The sequence below is a fragment of the Ensifer sp. Root954 genome, from assembly GCF_001429005.1.
Lineage (GTDB): Bacteria > Pseudomonadota > Alphaproteobacteria > Rhizobiales > Rhizobiaceae > Ensifer > Ensifer adhaerens.
Map to the genome: position 1 here is coordinate 407,913 of NZ_LMJM01000022.1, position 20,044 is coordinate 427,956.

Below are 20,044 nucleotides of genomic sequence, written 5' to 3' on the forward strand. Positions count from 1 at the left end.
CCATGCGCGCCGGTCAGAAAGCTCTGAATTACCGAAGCAGCCCGGCCGCCAAGTGCCGGGCTTTTTCGTCGGCGGCAAAGACGTCGTCCATCGTTGCGGCCCCCGGCAGGTCGGCAAGCTTGTCCATGACCTTTTCGACGATCTCTGCCATGGCGAGAAAGCCGGTGCGGCCGGCGATGAACGCGTCGAGCGCGGTTTCCTTGGCGCCGTTGAGGACCGCACCCTGCACGCCGCCTTCGACCATGGCGCGCCGCGCCAGGCGGATGGCAGGGAAGCGCACTTCGTCCGGCGCCTCGAAGTCGAGGCGCGACAGCTTGGCGAAATCGAGCCGCTCGATCGGCAGGCTGCAGCGGCTCGGATAGGAGAGCGCATAGCCGATGGCGGTGCGCATGTCCGGGCAGCCGAGCTGGGCGAGCACCGATCCGTCGGTATAGCCGACCATCGAGTGGATCACCGACTGCGGGTGCACGATCACCTCGACCTGCGCGGGTTCGAGCGCGAAGAGGTGCTTTGCCTCGATCATCTCCAACGCCTTGTTGAACATAGAGGCGCTGTCGATCGAGATTTTCAGCCCCATCGACCAGTTCGGATGGGCGCGCGCCACGTCCGCCGTCACGTGACGCATTTCTTCCAGCGACTTGGTGCGGAACGGGCCGCCGGAAGCGGTCAGGATGATACGCTCGACCGCATGGCGCTGGTGTTCTTCCAGAACCTGGAAGATGGCATTGTGTTCGCTGTCGACCGGAAGCAGCCGACCGCCGCCTTTCTTCACCGCGTCGATGAACAGACTGCCGGCGGAAACCAGGCACTCCTTGTTGGCAAGCGCGATGTCGGCGCCGCGGCGGGCCGCGGCAAGCGTCGGCGCCAAGCCGGCATTGCCGACGATCGCCGCCATCACCCAGTCCGCGTTGCGCTCGGCCGCCTCGATCAGGCCGCTCTTGCCGGCGGCAACCTGAATGCCGGTGCCGGCGAGCGCGGCCTTCAGGTTTTCGTACTGGCTATCGTTGGCGGTGACGGCGAGTTCGGCGCGAACTTTCACGGCCTGCTCGGCGAGCAGGGGAATGTTGCCGCTGCCGGTGACGGCGACGACGTCGAAGCGCTCACGGCCGCCAAGGCGCTCGATAACGTCGAGCGTGTTGGTGCCGATCGAACCGGTCGAGCCGAGGATCGTCAGTCGGCGCTTCGCACTGTCGTGGGATGCCATGCCAATACCCATGTTCTTCTTTTCGGACGGAATGCCCGGCTGAGCCTTCGCCGCGGGCGCATGATCTTCACGAGATCGATCCGAGTCTTTTATGTTGTTTGCTAGGCTCTACAGGCGAAATCCGCCGGCAACAAGGGTGCGGTCTTCATTCCGTCTCGTCCGCAGGCTAAGAATTGGGTGCCTTGAGTCGGGGTCCGGAGGAGTTCGCGATGCTGAAAATCATAACCGCCGTTTCCTGCGCCTGTGTCGCGATCGAAATGGCATCGATGCAGCCGGTTGCGGCAGAAAACGTGCCGCCGCAGCTCGTCGCCACCTGGCTTGCCGAAGATATCGGTGGGGGTGGGGTCATCGACAATCTCCAGTCGACCCTGGAGATCCGCGAGGACGGGACCTATGGCGGCATGGCCGGCTGCAACCATTTCACCGGTACTTTCAGTCTCTCCGGCTCGAAGATCACCTTCGGCCCGGCGGCATCGACACGCAAGATGTGCGTGCCCGCGGTGATGAACCAGGAGCAGAAGTTCCTCAAGGCGCTCAGCAACGAGCTTTCCTGGTCGGTGGAAGGATCGAAGCTCGTGCTTGGCAAGGCCGGCGGCGGCATCGCCCTGAAACTGGCGTCTATGACGGCAGCGTCTGGAGGCGCCGACGTGACGATCCGCGTTCCCGGCGCCGATGCGGTGGACCGGCAATCGGTCCGCTACGACTGCGGCGGCAAGGCGATCGAGGCGGAATACATCAATGCCGGCCCGGTTTCGCTGGTGACCTTCACCATCGACGGCACATTCGTTGTCGCCTCAAACGTGATAGCTGCGTCCGGAGCCAAATATGCCGGCGGGCAATATGTCTGGTGGACGAAGGGCGAGGAAGCAACGCTGTATGATGCCACCAAAGGCGACGAGGATCGGGGAACCGCCTGCAAGCCGGCATCCTGAGCCGGCTTCTCGCCTGAGCGGAAACACCAGGCTCGGCCTGATACTGGGTGAACGAGTGGCATAAGTTGTCGCCTCGATTGGAACTTTTTCCTTCGCGTCCTAGTTACAATCCCGACGCCATCGCGGCGCTGTTGTGTGAAAATGGGAGTGTTCCATGGGGCTGCTTATCGGAATTCTGATTACCTTCCTCGTCATCGTGCTGGTGCTCTATCTCGTCCAGCGTCTGCCGCTCGACGCGCGCGCCAAGCAGATCGTCCAGATCATCGTCATCATCATCGGCATCATCTCTCTGTTGAAATATCTCGCCGTCTTCTGACGTGTCGCCGTCCAGCCAGAGGCCGCCGGATCGCAAGGCCCGGCGGCCTTTGGCTGTCCGGTTGATGCTGACAGGATCTGACAGCGGCAGTGCCTAGGGTCCGGGCATCGAAAAGGAGACCCGACGATGCTGTCACCGAACCTCATCCTGCTCTATGTCGAAGACCCAACCGGAAGCGCTGCCTTCTATACCGGCCTGCTTGGACGCGAACCCGTTGCATCCTTCCCGACCTATGTCGCCTTCCAACTCGAAAACGGGCTGACGTTCAGTCTCTGGTCCACCGGTGCACGGGATTTCGTTTCGTCGGGAAGCGGTCACCGCTCTGAAGTCGCCTTCATGGTGAAGGACGATGCCGAGGTCGAGCGCCTTTATGCGGAATGGCGCAGCAAAGGGATCACGATCGAGCAGGAGCTGAAGACGGCGGTCTTCGGCCGCACCTTCGTCGCGCTTGACCCGGATGGCCATCGGCTGCGCGTGTGCCGGCCCGACGGTTGAGGGCTTTATTGCGCGGTCGTTGGCGCCCTGCGATCGAGAATTGCTTGAAACAGGGTGGCCTGCCTTTCCGTGGCAGCCCGGATCGCGCTCAGTTGCCGCAGCATCGATCCGAAGGCAGCCAGAAGAATGCCGGTAAGGATCGCGCTCCAAGTCCAGGGGAGAATAGACAGTGCGCGCAAATACGCTGTCGCTGGATCGCCTACCAGCATGGCTAAGCCGACAACGATGGCGGCCACGACAATGACGATGCCGATGATCTGCAGAAGCTTACCCATGGTTTCCTCCCGTCATGCGAGCAAACTCGGACAGGCAGCGGCTACTGTCAAGCATGTAGAATGGCAGCCGAGGCTGACAAACAAAAAAGGCCGGGGCAAACCCGACCTTCCTCATCACCTTCGCCGATGCCAGTTCATCCGTGGTCATCAAGAAGGTATGCCCAGTGTCTAGCCGCTGTTCGTGACAGGCAAATGACGAAGCCGCTTTTTCCTGATGGGCCGGCGGTTTGGAATGCCGACCACGATCATTTCAATCCGCCACTTCGACCAGAAGTTCGACTTCGACCGGCAGCCCGAGCGGCAGGCTGGCGACGCCGAGGACAATGCGGCCGGACAGCATTTCAGGACCGAAGACCTTGGCGAGCAGGTCGGACGGGCCGTCTGCGACCGTCGGATGATCGCGGAAGTCGCCAACGGTCGCGATGTAAATCCCGAGCTTGGCGACGGCCGTGACCCGGTCGAGCGAACCGAGTTCCGCCTTGATTGCCGAAAGCGCGCTCATCGTCGCGATTTCGGCTGCGCGGCGCCCCTCGTCGACCTCAAGCTCGGCTCCAAGCCGGCCGACGAAATGCGGCTTGCGGTCGATCACCGGCAGCATGCCGCTCAAATAGAGCAGCTTGCCGATCCGCACGCCCTCGACATAATTGCCGAAGGGCGTCGGCGGAGAAGGCAGAACGATCCCGAGTTCCGTGAGCCGCTGTTCTGCGCCTGCGGCAGGCGCGGGTTTCCGGTCTACCATTTGCCCAGATGCGCGCCGCCGTCCACGTTCAGCACCTCCCCGGTTATGCGTGGCGCCCTGGTCAGGAACAGGACGGCATCCGCGATCTCGGCCACGCTGGAAATGCTGTGCATCGGCGAGAGCGTGTTCAGGAAATCCCGCGGGTTGTCCTTGTGGAGCGGCGTGTCGACGACACCGGGGGCCACGACGTTGATGCGGATTCCGTCCCTTGCGTATTCCATGGCGATGTTCTTCGAGATCGCGTTGATGCCGCCCTTGGTCAGCATGGCGACCGAAGCGTTCATGCCTGCAATCGGTCGGTCGGCAAGGGGTGTCGTGATGCTGACGATGCTGCCGCCTCTTTTCTGCGAAAGCATCTGCTTGATCACAAGCTGGGTCGTGTGGAGGAATCCCTCGATGTTGGTGGCGCTCAGCTGCCGGTAGTCTTCGGCGGTGTAGTCGACGAAGGGCTTGGTGAAGAAGATGCCGGCATTGTTGACGAGCGCGTCGATCGAGCCGAACCGGGCGATCGCGGTTTCGACCACGCGTTTCGCCGTCTCCGGATCGGCGATATCGCCGTCGACCCGGGCCAGCCGGTCCGATTCGGTGATTTCGCGCGATTGGCTGACATTGCGCGAGGTTGCGACGACGCTGTAGCCCTCTGCCAGAAAAGCGTTTGTGAGGCCCGCGCCGATGCCCTGGGATGCACCGGTGATGATGGCGACTTTGTTTGTCATCTGATCTCTCCGTGGATGGACGGTTTCGGTCAGATCAATATGGCTGCTGCCAGATTGTGCGATTAGGCGGAAATATCTGGAATTACTTTTCCAGCGATGCAAAAATCTTCCCATGGTCGATCTGAACGATATCGCGGTCTTTGCGGCCGTTGCCCAATTCGAGAGTTTCAGCCGGGCGGCACGTTCGCTCGGGATGCCGGTCTCCACCGTCAGCCGCAAGGTCACGGCGCTCGAGGAGCAACTGGGCGTCACGCTCATCCAGCGCACGACGCGCAAGCTCAGTCTCACGGCGCAGGGGCGCGCCTATTATGCGGAATGCGGCGAACCGCTGAAGCAGCTTCGCGACGCGGAGCGGGTGCTGAGCGAGGCACAGAGAAGACCGGAGGGGTTGCTGCGGGTCACCGTTCCCATGACCCTCGGGCAGCCGCCCTTCTTTGATTTCCTGTCCGCATTTCTGAAGACGTATCCCGAGATCGAGGTCGATCTGCTCGTCACCAACATGTTCATGGACCTCGTTGCCGAAAACATCGACGTCGCAGTGCGGTTCGGAGACTTGCGCGATTCGTCGCTTGTCGCGCAGCGTTTGGGTCGAAGCACCCATTTCCTGGTGGCCGCACCCGGCTATCTCGACAAACATGGCACCCCATCGCGACCCGAAGACCTGAGTGGCCACCGCTGTGTCCTGGTCAATGCCCGGGGCAACGAGGCCGAATGGCATCTGGTCAAGGGTGGCGAAGCGGCCAGCCTGCGTGTGACCGGGGCGGTGTCGGTCCACGATATCCAGTCGGCGAGTGCCATGACCGAGCGCGGCCACGGCATCGGCCGGCTCCCGCCGATCTTCTGCGACAGCCTGCTTGCGAGCGGCAAGCTTCTGCGCGTGCTTCCGGGATGGTCCGCGCCGGATGTCTTTGTGCATGCGGTCTATCCGACGCGGCGCTTCCTGCCATCGAGGCTGCAGGTGTTTCTGCAGGAACTCAAAGCCTGGCGCGGCCCGGCGTGGCAGCCGCTTCGGTGAGCGTGCGTTAGGGCACGATCTCCTCGAGCTTCTGCGCAAAGGCGCTGAAGCCGGCGCGGCGATAGGTAGCCTGCGCCTTCGGGTGATCCCATTCGTCCGTATGTAGCCAGATCCGGTTTGCACCTCGGTCCCAGACGGCGCGCAGCGCGCTATCGAGCAGAAATGGCCCCAGCCTTTGGCCGTAAACATCCGGGATCAGGCCGAAATGGGTGAGCTCGACATCCTCGGTATCGGCGCGGTCGAATTCACAGAGCCCGACTGCGCGGCCATCCAGCCGGAGGATGTAGAGGATCGTGGAGGCGCTTCTGAGAAAGTCGTCGAGATCGGCCGTCGGCATGCGCAGCCGCTGATCCCAGCGCAACGGTTCGCCGACGGCGCGATAGAGCGAAAGAAACGCAGCGGCATCCGGACGTTCGGACGCGACCACCGCTTGCGCGATCGGTGCCGGAAACGCATCGCCCGCCGGACGTTCGAGCATTTCCATATAGGTCACGAGCAGATGAACCGTGTTTTCTCCGGAGGGGGTTGCTTTGCTGTTATCCACGGCGTCAGCACGGCGTGCGCCGCGTCCAATTCGATTAAGAGGGGTCTTGGAGAATGGTGATCCCGCCGCGATTCGAACGCGGGACCCCCAGATTAGGAATCTGGTGCTCTATCCTGCTGAGCTACGGGACCACTTGAATAGCACCCATACAAAAGCAAGGGCTCTTCGCCAAGTGTTTTTGCGTTAGTGCCCGAGGAAATGCAGGTGGCGGCGAGCTTGGGTCGTCTCGTCCGGGTGGTGTGCCGACGCGGACCGGCAGGCTTGAAAACGAGGGTGAAACGGGGGGCTGGTCTTCCATGTCCTCCGAATGCTAAGCAAAGCAAGCGCCGGCCCGAGGAAGCTGGCGCTCCCCATTGAGTCCTTCATCAGAGACCTGATCCACATATGTTCATCGGAATAGATTGGGGCGGCACGAAAATGGAAGTCATCGCGCTTGGCCGCGATGGCGAAACACGCGCCCGTCATCGCGTCTCGACCCCGACCAGCGGCTATGACGATTGCATCCGCGCCGTTCTCGATCTCGTTGCTGCCGCCGAGCAGACGGCGGGCGAACAGGGCTCGATCGGCATCGGCATTCCCGGCAGTCCCAATCCGCGCACCGGAATCGTGCGCAATTCCAATGCGGTGCTGATCAATGGCAAGCCCCTTGGGCGTGACCTCGAAACGGCGCTTGGCCGCCCGGTCCGGCTTGCCAACGACGCCAATTGCCTGGCGGTCTCGGAGGCGGTCGATGGCGCCGGCAAGAATGAGCATGTGGTCTTCGGCGTTATCGTCGGCACTGGCCATGGCGGCGGCCTTGCGATCGACAAGAAGGTGCACGCCGGCTACCAGGGCGTTGCCGCCGAGATCGGCCATTATCCGCTGCCCTGGATGACGCAGGACGAATATCCTGGCCACAAATGCTGGTGCGGCAAGCACGGTTGCCTCGACATGTATGCCTGCGGCACGGGTGTCGAGCTCGACTATCGCCTGACGACCGGCGTCGAAATGCGTGGGCGCGACATCATCGAGGCGAAGCGGGCGAGCGATCCGGTTGCAACGGGCGTCTATGAGCGCTTCGTCGACCGGCTGGCGCGCAGCCTGGCACTGCTCACCAACATCATCGACCCGGATGTCTACGTGCTTGGCGGCGGCATGTCGAATGTCGACGAGATCTACCAGGACGTGCCGCCGCGGGTCGTCAACTACCTCTTCGGCGACACGTTCGAAACGCCCATTCGCAAGGCCCTGCACGGCGACAGTTCCGGCGTGCGCGGTGCGGCCTGGCTCTGGAAGGAATGACCCCCATGAATATCGACAAGGACCTCGCCCGCATCGCGCGGCAGGAACAGGAATTGCAGTTCGAGCGCTTCGATCTCGATGCGGCGTGGGAGCTTGGCTCACTGCTGCGCAAGATGGCGGACGAGCGCAAGCTTGGCGTCGTCATCGACATCACGCTCTTCTCTATGCAGGTGTTCTATGCCGCGCTCGACGGGGCGACGCCGGATAATCCGAACTGGGTGCGCCGCAAGCGCAACACCGTGTTCCGCCTGTTCAAGAGCAGCTATGCCACCGGCCGCGAGCTGGCCAAGGCGCAGACCAATCTGCAGGCCAAGCTCGGCCTTGCCGATGCGGATTATGCAGCGCACGGTGGCAGCTTCCCGATCGTCGTCAAAGGTACCGGCTGTATCGGTGCCGTCACCGTATCCGGCCTGCCGCAACGCGAGGACCACAACATGGTGGTCGAAGCGCTCTCGGCCCTGCTCGGCAAGGATCATGGCGCCTTGAAGCTCGAGGACTGAGAATTGGCATTGGATATAATTTCGCAATCACGCGTGCTGTCGGATTGGCTGGCAGACAAGGCCCTGCCGCTCTGGCGCGACAAGGGTGTCGATCATTCAGGCGGCTTCGTCGAGACGATCGATATGGCAGGCGAGCCGACCCGCGCCAACCGGCGTGCACGCGTTCAGCCGCGGCAGGTCTACTGTTTCGCCGAGGCCGGGCGGCGCGGCTGGTCCGGTGATTGGCGCGGTGCCGCCGAAGGCGGGCTTGCCTATTTCGATCGCATTTTCAAGCAGCCGAGCGGCTTTTACGGCGCGCTCGCCGATGCCGACGGCAATCTGCTCGATCCGTCCTTTGACCTCTACAACCAGGCCTTCGCGCTGCTTGCCTTCGCCTATCTGGGCGAGGTCGTGCCGGCCCGCAAGGCCGAGATGATCGAGCGCAGCAATGACCTTCGCTCGCGGATCGAGGCGCATGTCAAGCATCCGGTCGCCGGCTTCGAGGAAGGCAATCCCTCGCGCCTGCCGCTCTGCTCCAATCCGCATATGCATCTTTTTGAGGCGTGCCTGGCGAGCGAGACGGTCGAGGGCTTCGATCGGGTTGGCTGGGCGAACCTCGCCGACGAAATTGCGCATCTGGCGATGGATTATTTCATCGATGCCGAGAGCGGTGTGCTGCGCGAATTCTTCGATCACGAATGGGCGCCGATGGCAGGCGAAAAGGGCCGGATCGTCGAGCCCGGACATCTGTTCGAATGGGCGTGGCTGCTTTTGCGCTGGGCGGAGCGCCGCGGCAGCGCCGAGGCGATCGTCAAGGCGCGGCGGCTGTTCGATATCGGTGAGGCCCACGGCATCTGCGCGAACCGCAACGTCGCGATCATGACGCTTCTCGACGATCTGTCGGTGGCCGATCCGATCGCGCGGCTTTGGCCGCAGACCGAGTGGCTGAAGGCGGCCGTCCGCTTTGCCGCACTCACCAATGGTGCCGAGCGCGAGCGTTATCTTGCTTCGGCCGCGCGAGCAGCGGCGGCCCTCCAGACGTTTCTGGCGACGCCGGTTACGGGCCTTTGGCGCGACAAGCAGAAGGCCGACGGCGCCTTCGTCGAGGAGCCGGCGCCGGCGAGCAGCTTCTACCATATCCTCTGCGCCATTTATGAAACCGAGGACTGCCTAGCCCGGATCTGATTTGCCGATCCAGAGTATCGCTTTCGTTATGGCCCGTCGCGATTGCGGCGGGCCATTTTCTTTGCTCCGAGGGGTAAATGTGATTGCTGCATATGTTGACATAAAGATATCTTTATGTGATTGACTTGCCTTAGTGTTTGTCGTTTTCAGAACGGGAGATTTCCCATGTCCGCCATCGACGCCCTTTTCGGCGATGTTTCCTCCAAGCCGGATGGCTCCGAGATCAAGCGGGCGCTGGCCCAGGCTGCGCGCGAACGCATCCTGATCATGGATGGCGCGATGGGCACGGAGATCCAGCAGCTCGGCTTTGTCGAGCAGCATTTCCGCGGCGACCGATTCGGCGGCTGCGCCTGTCATCAACAGGGCAACAACGACCTTCTGACGCTGACCCAGCCGAAGGCGATCGAGGACATCCATTACGCCTATGCCATCGCCGGCGCGGATATCCTTGAAACCAACACGTTCTCTTCGACCCGCATCGCCCAGGCCGATTACGGCATGGAAGACATGGTCTATGATCTCAACCGCGATGGTGCCCGAGTGGCTCGGCGCGCGGCCAAGCGGGCCGAAGCCGCAGACGGTCGCCGCCGTTTCGTCGCCGGCGCGCTCGGGCCGACGAACCGCACGGCGTCGATTTCGCCCGACGTCAACAATCCCGGTTATCGCGCCGTCACCTTCGACGATTTGCGCGTCGCCTATGCCGAACAGATCCGCGGTCTGATCGACGGCGACGCCGACATCATTCTGATCGAGACGATCTTCGACACCCTGAACGCCAAGGCGGCGATCTTCGCGACCAAGGAAGTCTTTGCGGAGAAGGGTATCGACCTGCCGGTCATGATCTCCGGCACGATCACCGACCTCTCGGGCCGCACCCTGTCCGGCCAGACGCCGACCGCCTTCTGGCACTCGGTGCGCCATGCCGAGCCTTTCACCATCGGGCTCAACTGCGCGCTCGGCGCCAATGCGATGCGCGCCCATATCGACGAACTTTCAAGCGTTGCCGATACCTTCGTCTGTGCCTATCCCAATGCCGGCCTGCCGAACGAGTTCGGCCAGTATGACGAAACGCCGGAGCAGATGGCCGCCCAGGTGGAAGCCTTTGCGCGCGACGGGCTGCTCAACATTGTCGGCGGCTGCTGCGGCTCGACGCCGGCCCATATCAGCGCGATCGCCAAGGCCGTTGCCAAGCATCCGCCGCGCGAGATCCCCAAGGTCGAGCCGCTGATGCGGCTCTCCGGGCTGGAGCCCTTCACGCTCACCTCCGACATTCCCTTCGTCAACGTCGGCGAGCGCACCAACGTCACCGGCTCGGCGAAGTTCCGCAAGCTGATCACTGCCGGCGATTATTCGGCCGCTCTCGACGTCGCGCGCGACCAGGTGGCGAACGGCGCCCAGATCATCGACATCAACATGGACGAGGGCCTGATCGATTCGAAGCAGGCGATGATCGAGTTCTTGAACCTCGTCGCCTCCGAGCCCGATATCGCCCGCGTTCCCGTGATGATCGATTCGTCGAAGTGGGAAGTGATCGAGGCGGGCCTGAAATGCGTTCAGGGCAAGCCGCTGGTCAATTCCATCTCGATGAAGGAAGGCGAAGAGGCGTTCCTGCACCATGCCAGGCTTTGCCGCGCCTACGGTGCAGCCGTCGTCATCATGGCCTTCGACGAGGTCGGCCAGGCCGACACCCAGGCGCGCAAGGTCGAGATCTGCACACGCGCCTACAAGCTCCTGACGGAACAGGCGGGCTTCCCGCCCGAAGACATAATCTTCGATCCGAACATCTTCGCCGTGGCGACGGGCATCGAGGAACACAACAACTACGGTGTCGACTTCATCGAGGCGACGCGCGAAATCATCAAGACCCTGCCGCACGTGCATGTGTCGGGCGGCGTCTCCAACCTCTCCTTCTCGTTCCGCGGCAACGAGCCGGTGCGCGAGGCAATGCACGCGGTGTTCCTCTACCACGCCATCCAGGCGGGCATGGACATGGGCATCGTCAACGCCGGCCAGCTCGCCGTCTATGACGCCATCGATGCCGATCTGCGCGAGGCCTGCGAGGACGTGGTGCTCAACCGCCGCGCCGATTCGACCGAGCGCATGCTGGAGATCGCTGAGCGCTATCGCGGACAGGGCGGCTCGCAGGGCCGCGAGAAGGATCTTTCCTGGCGCGAATGGTCGGTGGCAAAGCGTCTCGAACATGCGCTGGTCAACGGCATCACCGAATACATCGAGGCTGATACCGAGGAGGCTCGGCTTGAGGCAGCGCGGCCGCTGCATGTCATCGAGGGCCCGCTGATGGCCGGCATGAACGTCGTCGGCGACCTCTTCGGTTCCGGCAAGATGTTCCTGCCGCAGGTGGTCAAATCCGCACGCGTTATGAAGCAGGCGGTCGCCGTGCTCTTGCCGCACATGGAGGCAGAAAAGCTCGCCAATGGCGGCGAGGCGCGCGAAAGCGCCGGCAAGATCCTGATGGCGACGGTCAAGGGCGACGTGCACGACATCGGCAAGAACATCGTCGGCGTCGTGTTGGCCTGCAACAATTACGAGATCATCGATCTCGGCGTCATGGTGCCCTCGGCGAAGATCCTCGAAGTGGCGCGCGAGCAGAAGGTCGACATCATCGGTCTCTCTGGCCTGATCACGCCCTCACTGGATGAAATGGTGCATGTCGCCTCGGAACTTGAGCGCGAAGGCTTCGACGTACCGCTGCTGATCGGCGGCGCGACCACCAGCCGCGTGCACACCGCCGTCAAGATCAATCCGCGCTACGATCGCGGCCAGACGGTCTACGTGACCGATGCCAGCCGCGCCGTCGGCGTCGTATCGAGCTTGCTCTCGCCCGAAGCGCGCGACAATTACATGGAGACGGTTCGGGCGGAGTATCGCAAGGTCGCCGACGCGCATGCGCGCAACGAGGCGGAAAAGCGCCGGCTGCCCCTGTCGCAGGCACGTGCCAATCAGCATCGGGTTGACTGGTCGAATTATCAGGCCAAGACGCCCTCGTTCCTCGGCACGCGCGTGTTCGAAAGCTGGGATCTGGCGGAGCTTGCCCGCTACATCGACTGGACGCCGTTCTTCCAGACCTGGGAGCTGAAGGGCGTCTATCCGAAGATCCTCGACGACGAGGCGCAAGGTGCGGCTGCCCGCCAGTTGTTCGACGACGCGCAGGCGATGCTGAAAAAGATCATCGAGGAGAAGTGGTTTGCGCCGAAGGCGGTTGTCGGCTTCTGGCCGGCAGGCACGGTCGGCGACGATATCCGGCTCTTTACCGGAGAGGATCGGGCCGCTGAACTTGCGACCTTCTTCACGCTGCGCCAGCAACTCAGCAAGCGCGATGGCCGTGCGAACGTGGCCCTTTCCGACTTCGTCGCGCCTGTTGATAGCGGCTCCAACGACTATGTCGGCGGTTTCGTTGTCACAGCCGGCATCGAGGAAGTGGCGATCGCCGAGCGCTTCGAGCGCGCCAACGACGATTACTCCTCGATTATGGTCAAGGCGCTGGCCGATCGTTTCGCCGAGGCCTTTGCCGAGCGCATGCATGAATATGTGCGCACCGAACTCTGGGGTTATGCGGCGGACGAGACGTTTACGCCCGTGGAGCTGATTGGGGAGCCCTATGCCGGCATCCGCCCGGCGCCGGGTTATCCGGCCCAGCCCGATCACACGGAAAAGGCAACGCTCTTCCGGCTGCTTGACGCAGAAGCAACGATCGGCGTCAGCCTCACCGAGAGCTATGCGATGTGGCCGGGTTCGTCGGTTTCCGGCCTCTATATCGGCCATCCCGAAGCCTATTACTTCGGTGTCGCCAAGGTCGAGCGCGACCAGGTCGAGGACTATGCGACACGTAAACGCATGCCGGTGCGCGAGGTCGAGCGCTGGCTGTCGCCGATCCTCAACTACGTGCCGATGCCTGAGACCGAAGCGGCCGAGTAGCGTCGCCTGAGGGCGAGATGACGAGCCGACAAGGGCTCGTCAATGCCGTCATTGCGCGTCGCCTTTGGGCTCGTCTTCGAGTGCGACAAGGAAAGCCGTGAGCGCGGCATTGAAGCGGTCGGGCCGCTGCAGCGGGGCGAAGTGGCTGACGCCATCGAGAAGGATGAACGCGGCGCCGGGAATGCTGCGGGCGAGATGGTCAGCATGCTCGTGTTTGATGAACTCGTCGTTTTCGCTTTGGACGATCACGACCGGCACGCGGATCTTGCCGAGATCTTCCGCCGTGTAGTTCGGCTCGGTTCTCTGCATTTCGCTGACGGCGTCGACGAAGGTGCTGAAATCGTCGGGCGTCGCCGACAGCGCGCGGTAGTCTTCGGCATGACGGCTGAAGCAACGGTCGAGCACCGGGCTCGGCTCGATGTCCTTCGTTCCGCTCGGGTCCATGTTGCAGGCGAAGAAGAAGACGCCGCTGACGCGTTCCGGCGTCTGTGAGGCGAGGATAAGCGCGATGCAGGCGCCATCGCTCCAGCCGGCAAAGGCGGCCTTCTGAATATCCAGCCTGTCCATCACCGCAAGCACGTCCGCCGCCATCAGTTCGTAGGTGTAGGGCTTTCGGTCGCGGGTGCTGCGGCCATGGCCGCGGCTGTCGATCAGGATGACGCGGTGGCCAGTGTCGAGCAGGGCCGGGACTTGAAAGCCCCAGTTGCCGCTGTGGCCAAGGCCGCCGTGCAAGAGGATAACCGGTTCGCCCGATCCATAGGTCGCATACCAGATTCGTGCGCCGTCACGCTCGACACGGCCTTCACCCGTTGCTGCGGGCAGGGGCGTTGCGCCATGCTCGGCGAAGGCCGCAAGGTTGTCATCGCTGTGTTCCATGCATGCGGCCTCCGCTGCCAAATTCGCGGCACGCCTAGTTTACCGGCTGCGGCTCGGGAAAGTGCCAGGTTCCGTCGAGGATTTCCTTGCGCGGCCGGTAGAGCCGCACCGTATAGTTCCAGCCGTCGACCACGGGCAGGCAGTTGGCGATCTTGCCGTCGCAGCCGCCGAACTGGATCGAGACGCTGCCATCGTCGCCCTTCTTGGCGGTGATATTGTTGATCGCGTAGGCATTGTAGGCGTTCTTTTCGTAGAAGCCTTGCGCGTCGTAGACGCTGACCGACCAGAAGGCATCGACCGGTACGTCCTTGACGTCGAGCTTGTAGATGGTCTTGCCGTCGTTCTTGGCGGGCGTGACGTTGAGATAGGACGCGTCCTTGTCGGGGTTGCCGCCCCAGCCGGTCGCGGTGCCGATCAGATGGCGGATCGGGTCGACGTCGGCCTTGGTGCCGAAGGCCTTCTTGAAGTCCGGCATGGTGGCGCCGAGCGCAAGCAGGGCTTCGCGCACCTTCTTCTGGCTGGCCGGGTCCCAGGCCGGGATTTCGAACGTGCCTTCCTTCTCCTGGGTCACCTTGATCGCATCCTGCAGGGCGTGGACTTCGGCGATATCCTTCTGGTCGGTCGGATCGACCAGGGTGCGGACGCCGACAACGGCGTAGCGCGTGCCGACCTTTTCCTTGGTCAACGTCACCTCTCCGGCGCCGTAGACGACCTCCGGCACATAGTGGTCCTCATTGACCACCTGCAGCGACATGAAGCGTTTTCCCGCGTCCGGCATGGTGACCGTAACCGGGCCCGCGTCGAGATCGAACACGGCCGATGAATAGAGCGTATCGCGGTTGAGGCGAATGACGGTCTGATTGTCGATCGAAGCCGGTTCGCGCCGATGCACGAATTTGCCGAAGGCGCCGTCCTTGACCATGGAGGCGAGGTACATGTCGCTCTCGGCACGAACGAAGTTGTCGACACCGACGGTTACGGGGTCGGCGGCGCTTGCCTGGGTTGCGGCAGCCATCGCCAGTGCACTGGCAATGAGGAACGAACGATAGTGTTTCATATTCAAATCCTCGTTGATCAGTTGGCGCGCCGCATCGGCGGCGCTTTCCATTTTCCGTCCAATGCGTCCGGCTTTGGCCAGTAGAGCCGCATGGCGGTGAAGAACGGGCCGCTCGGCGCCGGCAGCCAGTTTGCTTCCTTGTCAGGCCCAGGGCTCTCGTGCTGGACGTAGAGCGTCACGCCGCCATCGGCGTCCTTTTGCAGGTTCGGTAGCATCGGCGAGTTGATGAGATAGCGGTTAAGCGGATTGGCGTAGAGCAGGCTCGACGGCAGTTCGTAGAGGGTCAGCGACCAGAAGGCGTTGACCGGCGGCAGTTGCTCGGGTTCGAAGCGCAAGGTGTAGTGGCCCGACCCGGTCAGCGGCTTCTTCTGGTCATCGACGAAATAGGCGGGATAGAGAGCTTCGTCCTTCGAGTTGCCGTAGATACCGAGAACCGCGCCGGACATGCGCTGCATATAGTCGTTCTTCAGGAACTCCCGCGTGCCGAACGCGTCGGCACTCGAAGCCTTGCCGGTGTCGATTTCGGTTTCCTTGTGTTCCTTGAACGCCGCCCAGGCGTCCGCCATGCCGTCAGTGATCGCCTTCTGGATCTCCGGCGAGAAAGCCGTGATGTCGAACGTCTTGCCCGCACCGATGTTCAGATCGGCGAAACGCTGCATCAGCGCCGTTTCGGACGGGTGCGTCGGGCAGTAATGCAGGATAAAATTCAGGACCCTGTAGAAGTCAGGCGAGGTCTTTTCGTCAGCCGCGCTCAACGGGGTGATAAAATCGACGGCCGCGGCCGGTGCCGGAGCCGGCTGACCAAGGAAGCTCGACAGCAGCTCGACCCTGTAGCCCGCCTGGATCTTCTTGACGTTCTCGATGTCGGCGGGATCAAACATCTGCGTGCGGTAAAGCACGAAAGCGAATTCCGTTTCCGACCGGATCACCGCCTTGATCCCGGGCGGGGTTTCACCCTTCCAGCCCGGTCCCGCCAGCAGGAAGGTGCCAGCCTCGTTGCCGGTGGCGCGACTTCCGACATAGGCGAAATTGAACGTGTACATGTCGACGAACTGGAGCGAGTAGTAGCGCTCCCTCTCGACCGCCGGCACGGTCAGGACCAGCGGCTCGGCGCGCAGGTCCGCGCCCAGGAAGGAGTAGGGCGTATCGGAATTTGGCGTCTGGATCGCCTTGTCGTCAGGCGTATAGACCCGCGCGGTATTGTTGAGCGTATTCCAGCCGCTCTTGAACTCGGGATTGCCGTGATCGACGAAATAGGAATGCTGCACCCTGTAGCTGTCGACCAGCGGGAAACCGTAGATATAGGCGTCCTTGGCAATGGCGCGCGCCTCGTCCGCAGAGAGGCCTGCATCGGCAGCCCTCGCGCTCGTCAACTTGAGTGCGGGAAGTGCCGTGGCAAGAGCGCCGAGCACCAGCAGAGACCGTCGTTTGAGCATGGCAGCTTCCTTCGGATGATCGCCTGTAATCGTGGCACTTCAGCGAGGTCCTGCAAGTACGTAACGGTTACGGCCTGGTCGACGCGTCTCATCCATGCGTGCCGATGGCGCCGCCCGCCAAGCTGCGGTACCATTGCCGCTGGAGTACATCGCACGTTGAGAGCCCGTCGATGGAGCGCCGTCTCGCAGCCGTCCTGATCGCGGATGTCGTCGGTTACAGCCGCTTGAGCCGGCTGGACGAGGAAGGGACGCGCTTGCGATTCCAGTCGGATCTCGGCGATATTCTCGAGCCGCTTTTCCGCGAGCATCACGGGCGTCTGGTGAAGACGATGGGCGATGGCCTGCTCGTCGAATTCCGCAGCGTTGTCGACGCGACCCAATGCGCAGTCGAGATCCAGCGGCGCAAGGCGGAGGCGGAAGCCGACAAGGCGCCAAATGGCGAGAGGCTGGACTTCCGCATCGGCATCAATCTTGGCGACATCATCGTCGAGGGTGACGACATCCATGGCGACGGCGTCAACATCGCCGATCGGGTCCAGGGACTTGCCGAGCCGGGTGGTATTGCGATCTCCGGCACGGCTTACGACCAGGTCAGCTCCAAGTTGAAAGTCGGATTTGCGTCCCTGGGTCAACAGACGGTCAAGGGACTTGCCGAGCCGATCCGGGTTTACCGGGTCCTCCTCGATCCGGGGGCCGCCGGCAGGACGGTTGTCGAGAAGCCTCGACGCAATGCGGCCTGGGTGAAGGGGTCGGTCGTTGGTCTCGTCGCGATTGCGCTGTCGACTGCGGTCGCCTGGTGGCAGCCGTGGACGTGGATCGGGCAGGAGGGGATGGCGCAGCGTTTCGCCTATCCGCTGCCGGACCAGCCTTCGGTTGCCGTGCTGCCCTTCATCAATGTCAGCGGCGACAGCGATCACGACCATTTGGCCGAGGGGCTGACGGACGATCTCATCACAGAACTCTCGAAAGTGTCCGGCCTCTTTGTCATCGCGCGCCATTCGGTGTTCGCGCTGAAGGGCAGTACCGACAAGATCCAGGACGTGGCCGCCGAACTTGGCGTACACTATGTGCTGGAGGGCACGCTGCAGCGGGCGGACCAGCGGTTGCGCATCAACGTCAAGCTGATCGATGCGATGAGCGGTCTTTCGCTCTGGGCCGAGCGTTACGATCGGCAATACGCCGACCTCTTTGCGGTTCAGGACGACGTGATCGGCAAGATCATCGCAGCGCTCGAGGTCAAGCTCAGCGAGGGCGAACGCGACCAGCTGGCGCGCATTCCGACGGACAATCTCGAGGCCTACGACAACTACATGCGCGCCGAGCAGCAGGGCTTGATCTGGCGCGACGTCGACACCTATCGCCAGACGCTTTCCTATTATCAGCGGGCGATCGATCTCGATCCGAAATTCGCCGATGCGCATGCCGGTATCGCCCGGGTCGCCGTCGACGTCTGGCGCAACGACTACAACTATCTCTGGTCCGCGGCCGTGGCGCGCAAGATCGCCTATGATGCGGCGGGACAGGCCCTGAAGCTCGACGCCAACAACGCCCGCGCCCATACCGTGCTGGCGCTGCTGCAGCTGGTGGACGGCCGTCCCCTTGAGGCAAAGGAATCGGCGCTTCGAGCCGTCTCGGCGCAGCCGGGGGATGCCGAGGCGCTCGCCAATCTGGCGCTGATACTGGCCCAGACCGGTGAACACGAGCAGGCGCTCGACGATATCGAGCGGGCGCTGAGGCTTGATCCGTCGCCATCTTCGAGCCTGCAGCTGCTTTCGGGCATCGTCTATTACACGACGCGTCATCTTGAGAAGGCGATCCCCCTGATCGAAGCGGCCGGCGCATCCTTGCCAAAGGCGGAGGCGGTGCGGGAGTATCTGGCGTCGGCCTATGCCCAGCGCGGCGACCAGCAGAGTGCGGCCGCCGAAGCGGCCGAGCTGTTGAAGCTCTTCCCGGACACGAACCTGAGCTACTACGGCTATCTCTACGACTACTGGCGCGAAGAGGATCTCTATCGCCACCTCTTCGGCCTTCGCGTCGCCGGTATTCCGGAATGGCCCTTCGGCTTCGTCGGCGCCGCCAGCGACCGGCTCGGCCCGGCCGAGCTGAAACAACTGACCACCGACAAGACCTGGGTCGGCGTGCACAAGAACGGCACGGGCTTTGCGCAGTTCTTCGACAAGGACGGCAACACCGCCTATCGCACCAGCAACACCAACATCACCGGTCGGATTGAAGTGAAGGGCAACCAGCTCTGCGAAAAATATGACGGCTATTTTCTCGACCGCATGGTCTGCGGCTATGTCTACCGCAATACGGCAAAGGGCGAGCGCATGGCGGACTACATCAATGTCACGCCGCAGTCGCTGAAGTTCTTCTCGATCGAGAAGTGACGGTTGTCATCGCCGAGCCGCCGGCCTTCAGGGCCGGGGCTGCGTCCAGTTGATGTTCGCCTTCTCGGTGAGCAACGTCTGCTCGACCTCGGACCAGTGCTTGCGCGAATCGACCACCTTGTTCGGGTTCTTCACCAGTCCGTCGGCTGCGCCCGGATCGTAGCTGAGATAGAGCTTGTCCTTGATGATGCGCCAGGCCTTGGGATCGATGTTGGTCGTGACCGTGCCGAAGGAGACGCCATCGGCACAGTAGCCGCCATATTGCGGCGCATAGCGGGTTGGCTCCTTGATGAACTGGTCACGATGCTCGGCGCTGGCAAACTGCCAGGTGGCGCCGAGCCAGCGATAGCTGAATTCGGGTGATCCTTCGACAGCCTTGTTCTCGGTGAAATAGGCGACCGGGTCGTAACCCTTGATCGCCACGTCGCCAAAGTAGCCGGTGTTCACGGGCTCTTCTGCCAGTGACGGGACGGCCGGCGCAAGGAACGCCGCTGTCGCCGCGATTATAAATCGTATGGAGTGTCGAGACATGCCGTTTCCTCCGTTTCCGGATCTATTGACGTTTCGTGCATTCGCCGTAGAGCCATTCGCCGACAAGCTCGGCCTTCTGGCAGGTGGCGCCGGCCTTCAACAGAAGTTCGGCGGCCGGCCAGTAGGACCGCCAGCCGGCCTGGGTGAGCGGCGTATAGCCATTGCGCTCCTTGGCTTCGATGTCTGCCTTGTTGGCAAGCAGGAAGGCGACCACTTCGGCGTGGCCCTCTTCGGCCGCCGCATGCAGCGGCGACATCTTGTAGAAGTTGGCGACGTCGTTGACCGCCGCGCCCTTGGCGACGAGTAGTTTGACGGTTTCGAGATTGCCGCCATAGGCCGCGGCGTGAAGCGCGGTGAGACCGCCCTTGTTGCGGATCTCGATGTCGTTGCCGCGGTCGATGAGAAGGGCGACGACCTCGGCGCGACCCTTGAGAGCGGCAATCAACAGCGCCGGTTCACCGGCCGCATCCGGCTCGGTTATATCGGTTCCCTGATCGAGCAACTGTTTGACGCGTTCCGTGTCGCCGTCCCGTGCCGCGTCATGCAAAGGACCCGCGTTCGCCGCCGCGGCGAAGAACGCCACCGCGACCAGCGAAGCAAAGAGAGATTTCATCGCGTAACCTCCGCCCCAGCTTCG

Annotated in this window: 19 protein-coding genes and 1 tRNA gene; 9 read left to right on the forward strand and 11 right to left on the reverse strand. The window is 62.7% G+C overall.

All coding sequences use genetic code 11. The features are described 5' to 3' along the window. Positions 1 to 28: 28 nt before the first annotated feature. Positions 29 to 1,204 (reverse strand): 1-deoxy-D-xylulose-5-phosphate reductoisomerase, encoded by a 1,176-nt coding sequence (gene dxr, locus ASE71_RS13955; RefSeq protein ID WP_060521565.1) that lies wholly within the window; start codon positions 1,202 to 1,204, stop codon positions 29 to 31. 209 nt (positions 1,205 to 1,413) lie between these two features. On the opposite strand from dxr, the gene ASE71_RS13960 reads away from it, so the two are divergent. From ASE71_RS13960 to ASE71_RS13965, 3 genes are all read left to right on the forward strand, one after another. Next, complete coding sequence (locus tag ASE71_RS13960; RefSeq protein ID WP_034802387.1) at positions 1,414 to 2,136, forward strand: META domain-containing protein; 723 nt, start codon at positions 1,414 to 1,416, stop codon at positions 2,134 to 2,136. A gap of 154 nt (positions 2,137 to 2,290) precedes the next feature. After that, positions 2,291 to 2,452 (forward strand): Thivi_2564 family membrane protein, encoded by a 162-nt coding sequence (locus ASE71_RS36420; RefSeq protein ID WP_089044368.1) that lies wholly within the window; start codon positions 2,291 to 2,293, stop codon positions 2,450 to 2,452. A gap of 126 nt (positions 2,453 to 2,578) precedes the next feature. Continuing rightward, the gene (locus ASE71_RS13965; RefSeq protein ID WP_060521362.1) at positions 2,579 to 2,947 is read left to right on the forward strand and encodes a VOC family protein; all 369 of its coding nucleotides are present in this window, start codon (positions 2,579 to 2,581) and stop codon (positions 2,945 to 2,947) included. Between the two features lie 5 nt (positions 2,948 to 2,952). On the opposite strand, the gene ASE71_RS13970 is transcribed toward ASE71_RS13965, so the two are convergent. The 3 genes from ASE71_RS13970 to ASE71_RS13980 form a co-directional block, all read right to left on the reverse strand. Then, on the reverse strand, positions 2,953 to 3,222 hold the full coding sequence (locus ASE71_RS13970) for a hypothetical protein (RefSeq protein WP_060521361.1): 270 nt from the start codon (positions 3,220 to 3,222) through the stop codon (positions 2,953 to 2,955). A 250-nt stretch (positions 3,223 to 3,472) separates the two neighbouring features. Beyond that, entirely contained in the window at positions 3,473 to 3,961 is a 489-nt protein-coding gene (locus ASE71_RS13975) for a RidA family protein (protein ID WP_060521360.1), read from the reverse strand. Then, positions 3,955 to 4,677 (reverse strand): SDR family NAD(P)-dependent oxidoreductase, encoded by a 723-nt coding sequence (locus ASE71_RS13980; protein ID WP_060521359.1) that lies wholly within the window; start codon positions 4,675 to 4,677, stop codon positions 3,955 to 3,957. The genes ASE71_RS13975 and ASE71_RS13980 overlap by 7 nt, the downstream gene beginning before the upstream one ends. A 112-nt stretch (positions 4,678 to 4,789) precedes the next feature. Between ASE71_RS13980 and ASE71_RS13985 the strand changes: the two genes are divergently transcribed. Then, a complete protein-coding gene (locus ASE71_RS13985) occupies positions 4,790 to 5,692 on the forward strand; it encodes a LysR family transcriptional regulator (protein ID WP_034802377.1) in 903 nt (300 codons plus the stop codon). Positions 5,693 to 5,699: 7 nt separating this feature from the next. On the opposite strand, the gene ASE71_RS13990 is transcribed toward ASE71_RS13985, so the two are convergent. Then, a complete protein-coding gene (locus ASE71_RS13990) occupies positions 5,700 to 6,236 on the reverse strand; it encodes a GNAT family N-acetyltransferase (protein WP_244496949.1) in 537 nt (178 codons plus the stop codon). A gap of 54 nt (positions 6,237 to 6,290) precedes the next feature. Continuing rightward, positions 6,291 to 6,367: transfer RNA gene (locus tag ASE71_RS13995), tRNA-Arg, on the reverse strand. Positions 6,368 to 6,620: 253 nt separating this feature from the next. Between ASE71_RS13995 and ASE71_RS14005 the strand changes: the two genes are divergently transcribed. From ASE71_RS14005 to metH, 4 genes are all read left to right on the forward strand, one after another. Beyond that, complete coding sequence (locus ASE71_RS14005) at positions 6,621 to 7,517, forward strand: ROK family protein (protein ID WP_060521357.1); 897 nt, start codon at positions 6,621 to 6,623, stop codon at positions 7,515 to 7,517. A gap of 5 nt (positions 7,518 to 7,522) precedes the next feature. Next, on the forward strand, positions 7,523 to 8,017 hold the full coding sequence (locus tag ASE71_RS14010) for a heme-degrading domain-containing protein (RefSeq protein WP_060521356.1): 495 nt from the start codon (positions 7,523 to 7,525) through the stop codon (positions 8,015 to 8,017). A gap of 9 nt (positions 8,018 to 8,026) precedes the next feature. Then, positions 8,027 to 9,181 carry an AGE family epimerase/isomerase gene (locus ASE71_RS14015; RefSeq protein WP_060521355.1) on the forward strand — a complete coding sequence of 385 codons (1,155 nt, stop codon included), beginning with the start codon at positions 8,027 to 8,029 and terminating at the stop codon, positions 9,179 to 9,181. Positions 9,182 to 9,346: 165 nt separating this feature from the next. Beyond that, on the forward strand, positions 9,347 to 13,117 hold the full coding sequence (gene metH, locus ASE71_RS14020; protein ID WP_060521354.1) for a methionine synthase: 3,771 nt from the start codon (positions 9,347 to 9,349) through the stop codon (positions 13,115 to 13,117). A 48-nt stretch (positions 13,118 to 13,165) separates the two neighbouring features. Here metH and ASE71_RS14025 read toward each other — a convergent pair whose 3' ends face one another. The 3 genes from ASE71_RS14025 to ASE71_RS14035 are packed head-to-tail and all read right to left on the reverse strand — an operon-like array spanning position 13,166 to position 16,486. Further along, complete coding sequence (locus ASE71_RS14025; protein WP_060521353.1) at positions 13,166 to 13,993, reverse strand: alpha/beta fold hydrolase; 828 nt, start codon at positions 13,991 to 13,993, stop codon at positions 13,166 to 13,168. A 34-nt stretch (positions 13,994 to 14,027) separates the two neighbouring features. Next, positions 14,028 to 15,050 carry a DUF1254 domain-containing protein gene (locus ASE71_RS14030; protein ID WP_060521564.1) on the reverse strand — a complete coding sequence of 341 codons (1,023 nt, stop codon included), beginning with the start codon at positions 15,048 to 15,050 and terminating at the stop codon, positions 14,028 to 14,030. Positions 15,051 to 15,067: 17 nt separating this feature from the next. Then, positions 15,068 to 16,486 carry a DUF1254 domain-containing protein gene (locus ASE71_RS14035; RefSeq protein WP_060521352.1) on the reverse strand — a complete coding sequence of 473 codons (1,419 nt, stop codon included), beginning with the start codon at positions 16,484 to 16,486 and terminating at the stop codon, positions 15,068 to 15,070. Positions 16,487 to 16,656: 170 nt separating this feature from the next. Between ASE71_RS14035 and ASE71_RS14040 the strand changes: the two genes are divergently transcribed. Continuing rightward, positions 16,657 to 18,876, forward strand: coding sequence for an adenylate/guanylate cyclase domain-containing protein (locus tag ASE71_RS14040; RefSeq protein WP_060521351.1), 2,220 nt, complete (start codon positions 16,657 to 16,659; stop codon positions 18,874 to 18,876). Between the two features lie 27 nt (positions 18,877 to 18,903). On the opposite strand, the gene ASE71_RS14045 is transcribed toward ASE71_RS14040, so the two are convergent. Both ASE71_RS14045 and ASE71_RS14050 read right to left on the reverse strand, forming a co-directional pair. Beyond that, the gene (locus ASE71_RS14045) at positions 18,904 to 19,407 is read right to left on the reverse strand and encodes a YHS domain-containing (seleno)protein (RefSeq protein ID WP_051659626.1); all 504 of its coding nucleotides are present in this window, start codon (positions 19,405 to 19,407) and stop codon (positions 18,904 to 18,906) included. A gap of 22 nt (positions 19,408 to 19,429) precedes the next feature. After that, on the reverse strand, positions 19,430 to 20,020 hold the full coding sequence (locus ASE71_RS14050) for an ankyrin repeat domain-containing protein (protein ID WP_034802356.1): 591 nt from the start codon (positions 20,018 to 20,020) through the stop codon (positions 19,430 to 19,432). Positions 20,021 to 20,044: the final 24 nt, after the last annotated feature.

Excerpts from the sequence above, each read along its gene's own strand:
- dxr (WP_060521565.1), bottom strand. The coding sequence starts at position 1,204 with ATGGCATCCCACGACAGTGCGAAGCGCCGACTGACGATCCTCGGCTCG.
- ASE71_RS13960 (WP_034802387.1), top strand. The coding sequence starts at position 1,414 with ATGCTGAAAATCATAACCGCCGTTTCCTGCGCCTGTGTCGCGATCGAA.
- ASE71_RS36420 (WP_089044368.1), top strand. The coding sequence starts at position 2,291 with ATGGGGCTGCTTATCGGAATTCTGATTACCTTCCTCGTCATCGTGCTG.
- ASE71_RS13965 (WP_060521362.1), top strand. The coding sequence starts at position 2,579 with ATGCTGTCACCGAACCTCATCCTGCTCTATGTCGAAGACCCAACCGGA.
- ASE71_RS13970 (WP_060521361.1), bottom strand. The coding sequence starts at position 3,222 with ATGGGTAAGCTTCTGCAGATCATCGGCATCGTCATTGTCGTGGCCGCC.
- ASE71_RS13975 (WP_060521360.1), bottom strand. The coding sequence starts at position 3,961 with ATGGTAGACCGGAAACCCGCGCCTGCCGCAGGCGCAGAACAGCGGCTC.
- ASE71_RS13980 (WP_060521359.1), bottom strand. The coding sequence starts at position 4,677 with ATGACAAACAAAGTCGCCATCATCACCGGTGCATCCCAGGGCATCGGC.
- ASE71_RS13985 (WP_034802377.1), top strand. The coding sequence starts at position 4,790 with ATGGTCGATCTGAACGATATCGCGGTCTTTGCGGCCGTTGCCCAATTC.
- ASE71_RS14005 (WP_060521357.1), top strand. The coding sequence starts at position 6,621 with ATGTTCATCGGAATAGATTGGGGCGGCACGAAAATGGAAGTCATCGCG.
- ASE71_RS14010 (WP_060521356.1), top strand. The coding sequence starts at position 7,523 with ATGAATATCGACAAGGACCTCGCCCGCATCGCGCGGCAGGAACAGGAA.
- metH (WP_060521354.1), top strand. The coding sequence starts at position 9,347 with ATGTCCGCCATCGACGCCCTTTTCGGCGATGTTTCCTCCAAGCCGGAT.
- ASE71_RS14025 (WP_060521353.1), bottom strand. The coding sequence starts at position 13,993 with ATGGAACACAGCGATGACAACCTTGCGGCCTTCGCCGAGCATGGCGCA.
- ASE71_RS14030 (WP_060521564.1), bottom strand. The coding sequence starts at position 15,050 with ATGAAACACTATCGTTCGTTCCTCATTGCCAGTGCACTGGCGATGGCT.
- ASE71_RS14035 (WP_060521352.1), bottom strand. The coding sequence starts at position 16,486 with ATGCTCAAACGACGGTCTCTGCTGGTGCTCGGCGCTCTTGCCACGGCA.
- ASE71_RS14040 (WP_060521351.1), top strand. The coding sequence starts at position 16,657 with ATGGAGCGCCGTCTCGCAGCCGTCCTGATCGCGGATGTCGTCGGTTAC.
- ASE71_RS14045 (WP_051659626.1), bottom strand. The coding sequence starts at position 19,407 with ATGTCTCGACACTCCATACGATTTATAATCGCGGCGACAGCGGCGTTC.
- ASE71_RS14050 (WP_034802356.1), bottom strand. The coding sequence starts at position 20,020 with ATGAAATCTCTCTTTGCTTCGCTGGTCGCGGTGGCGTTCTTCGCCGCG.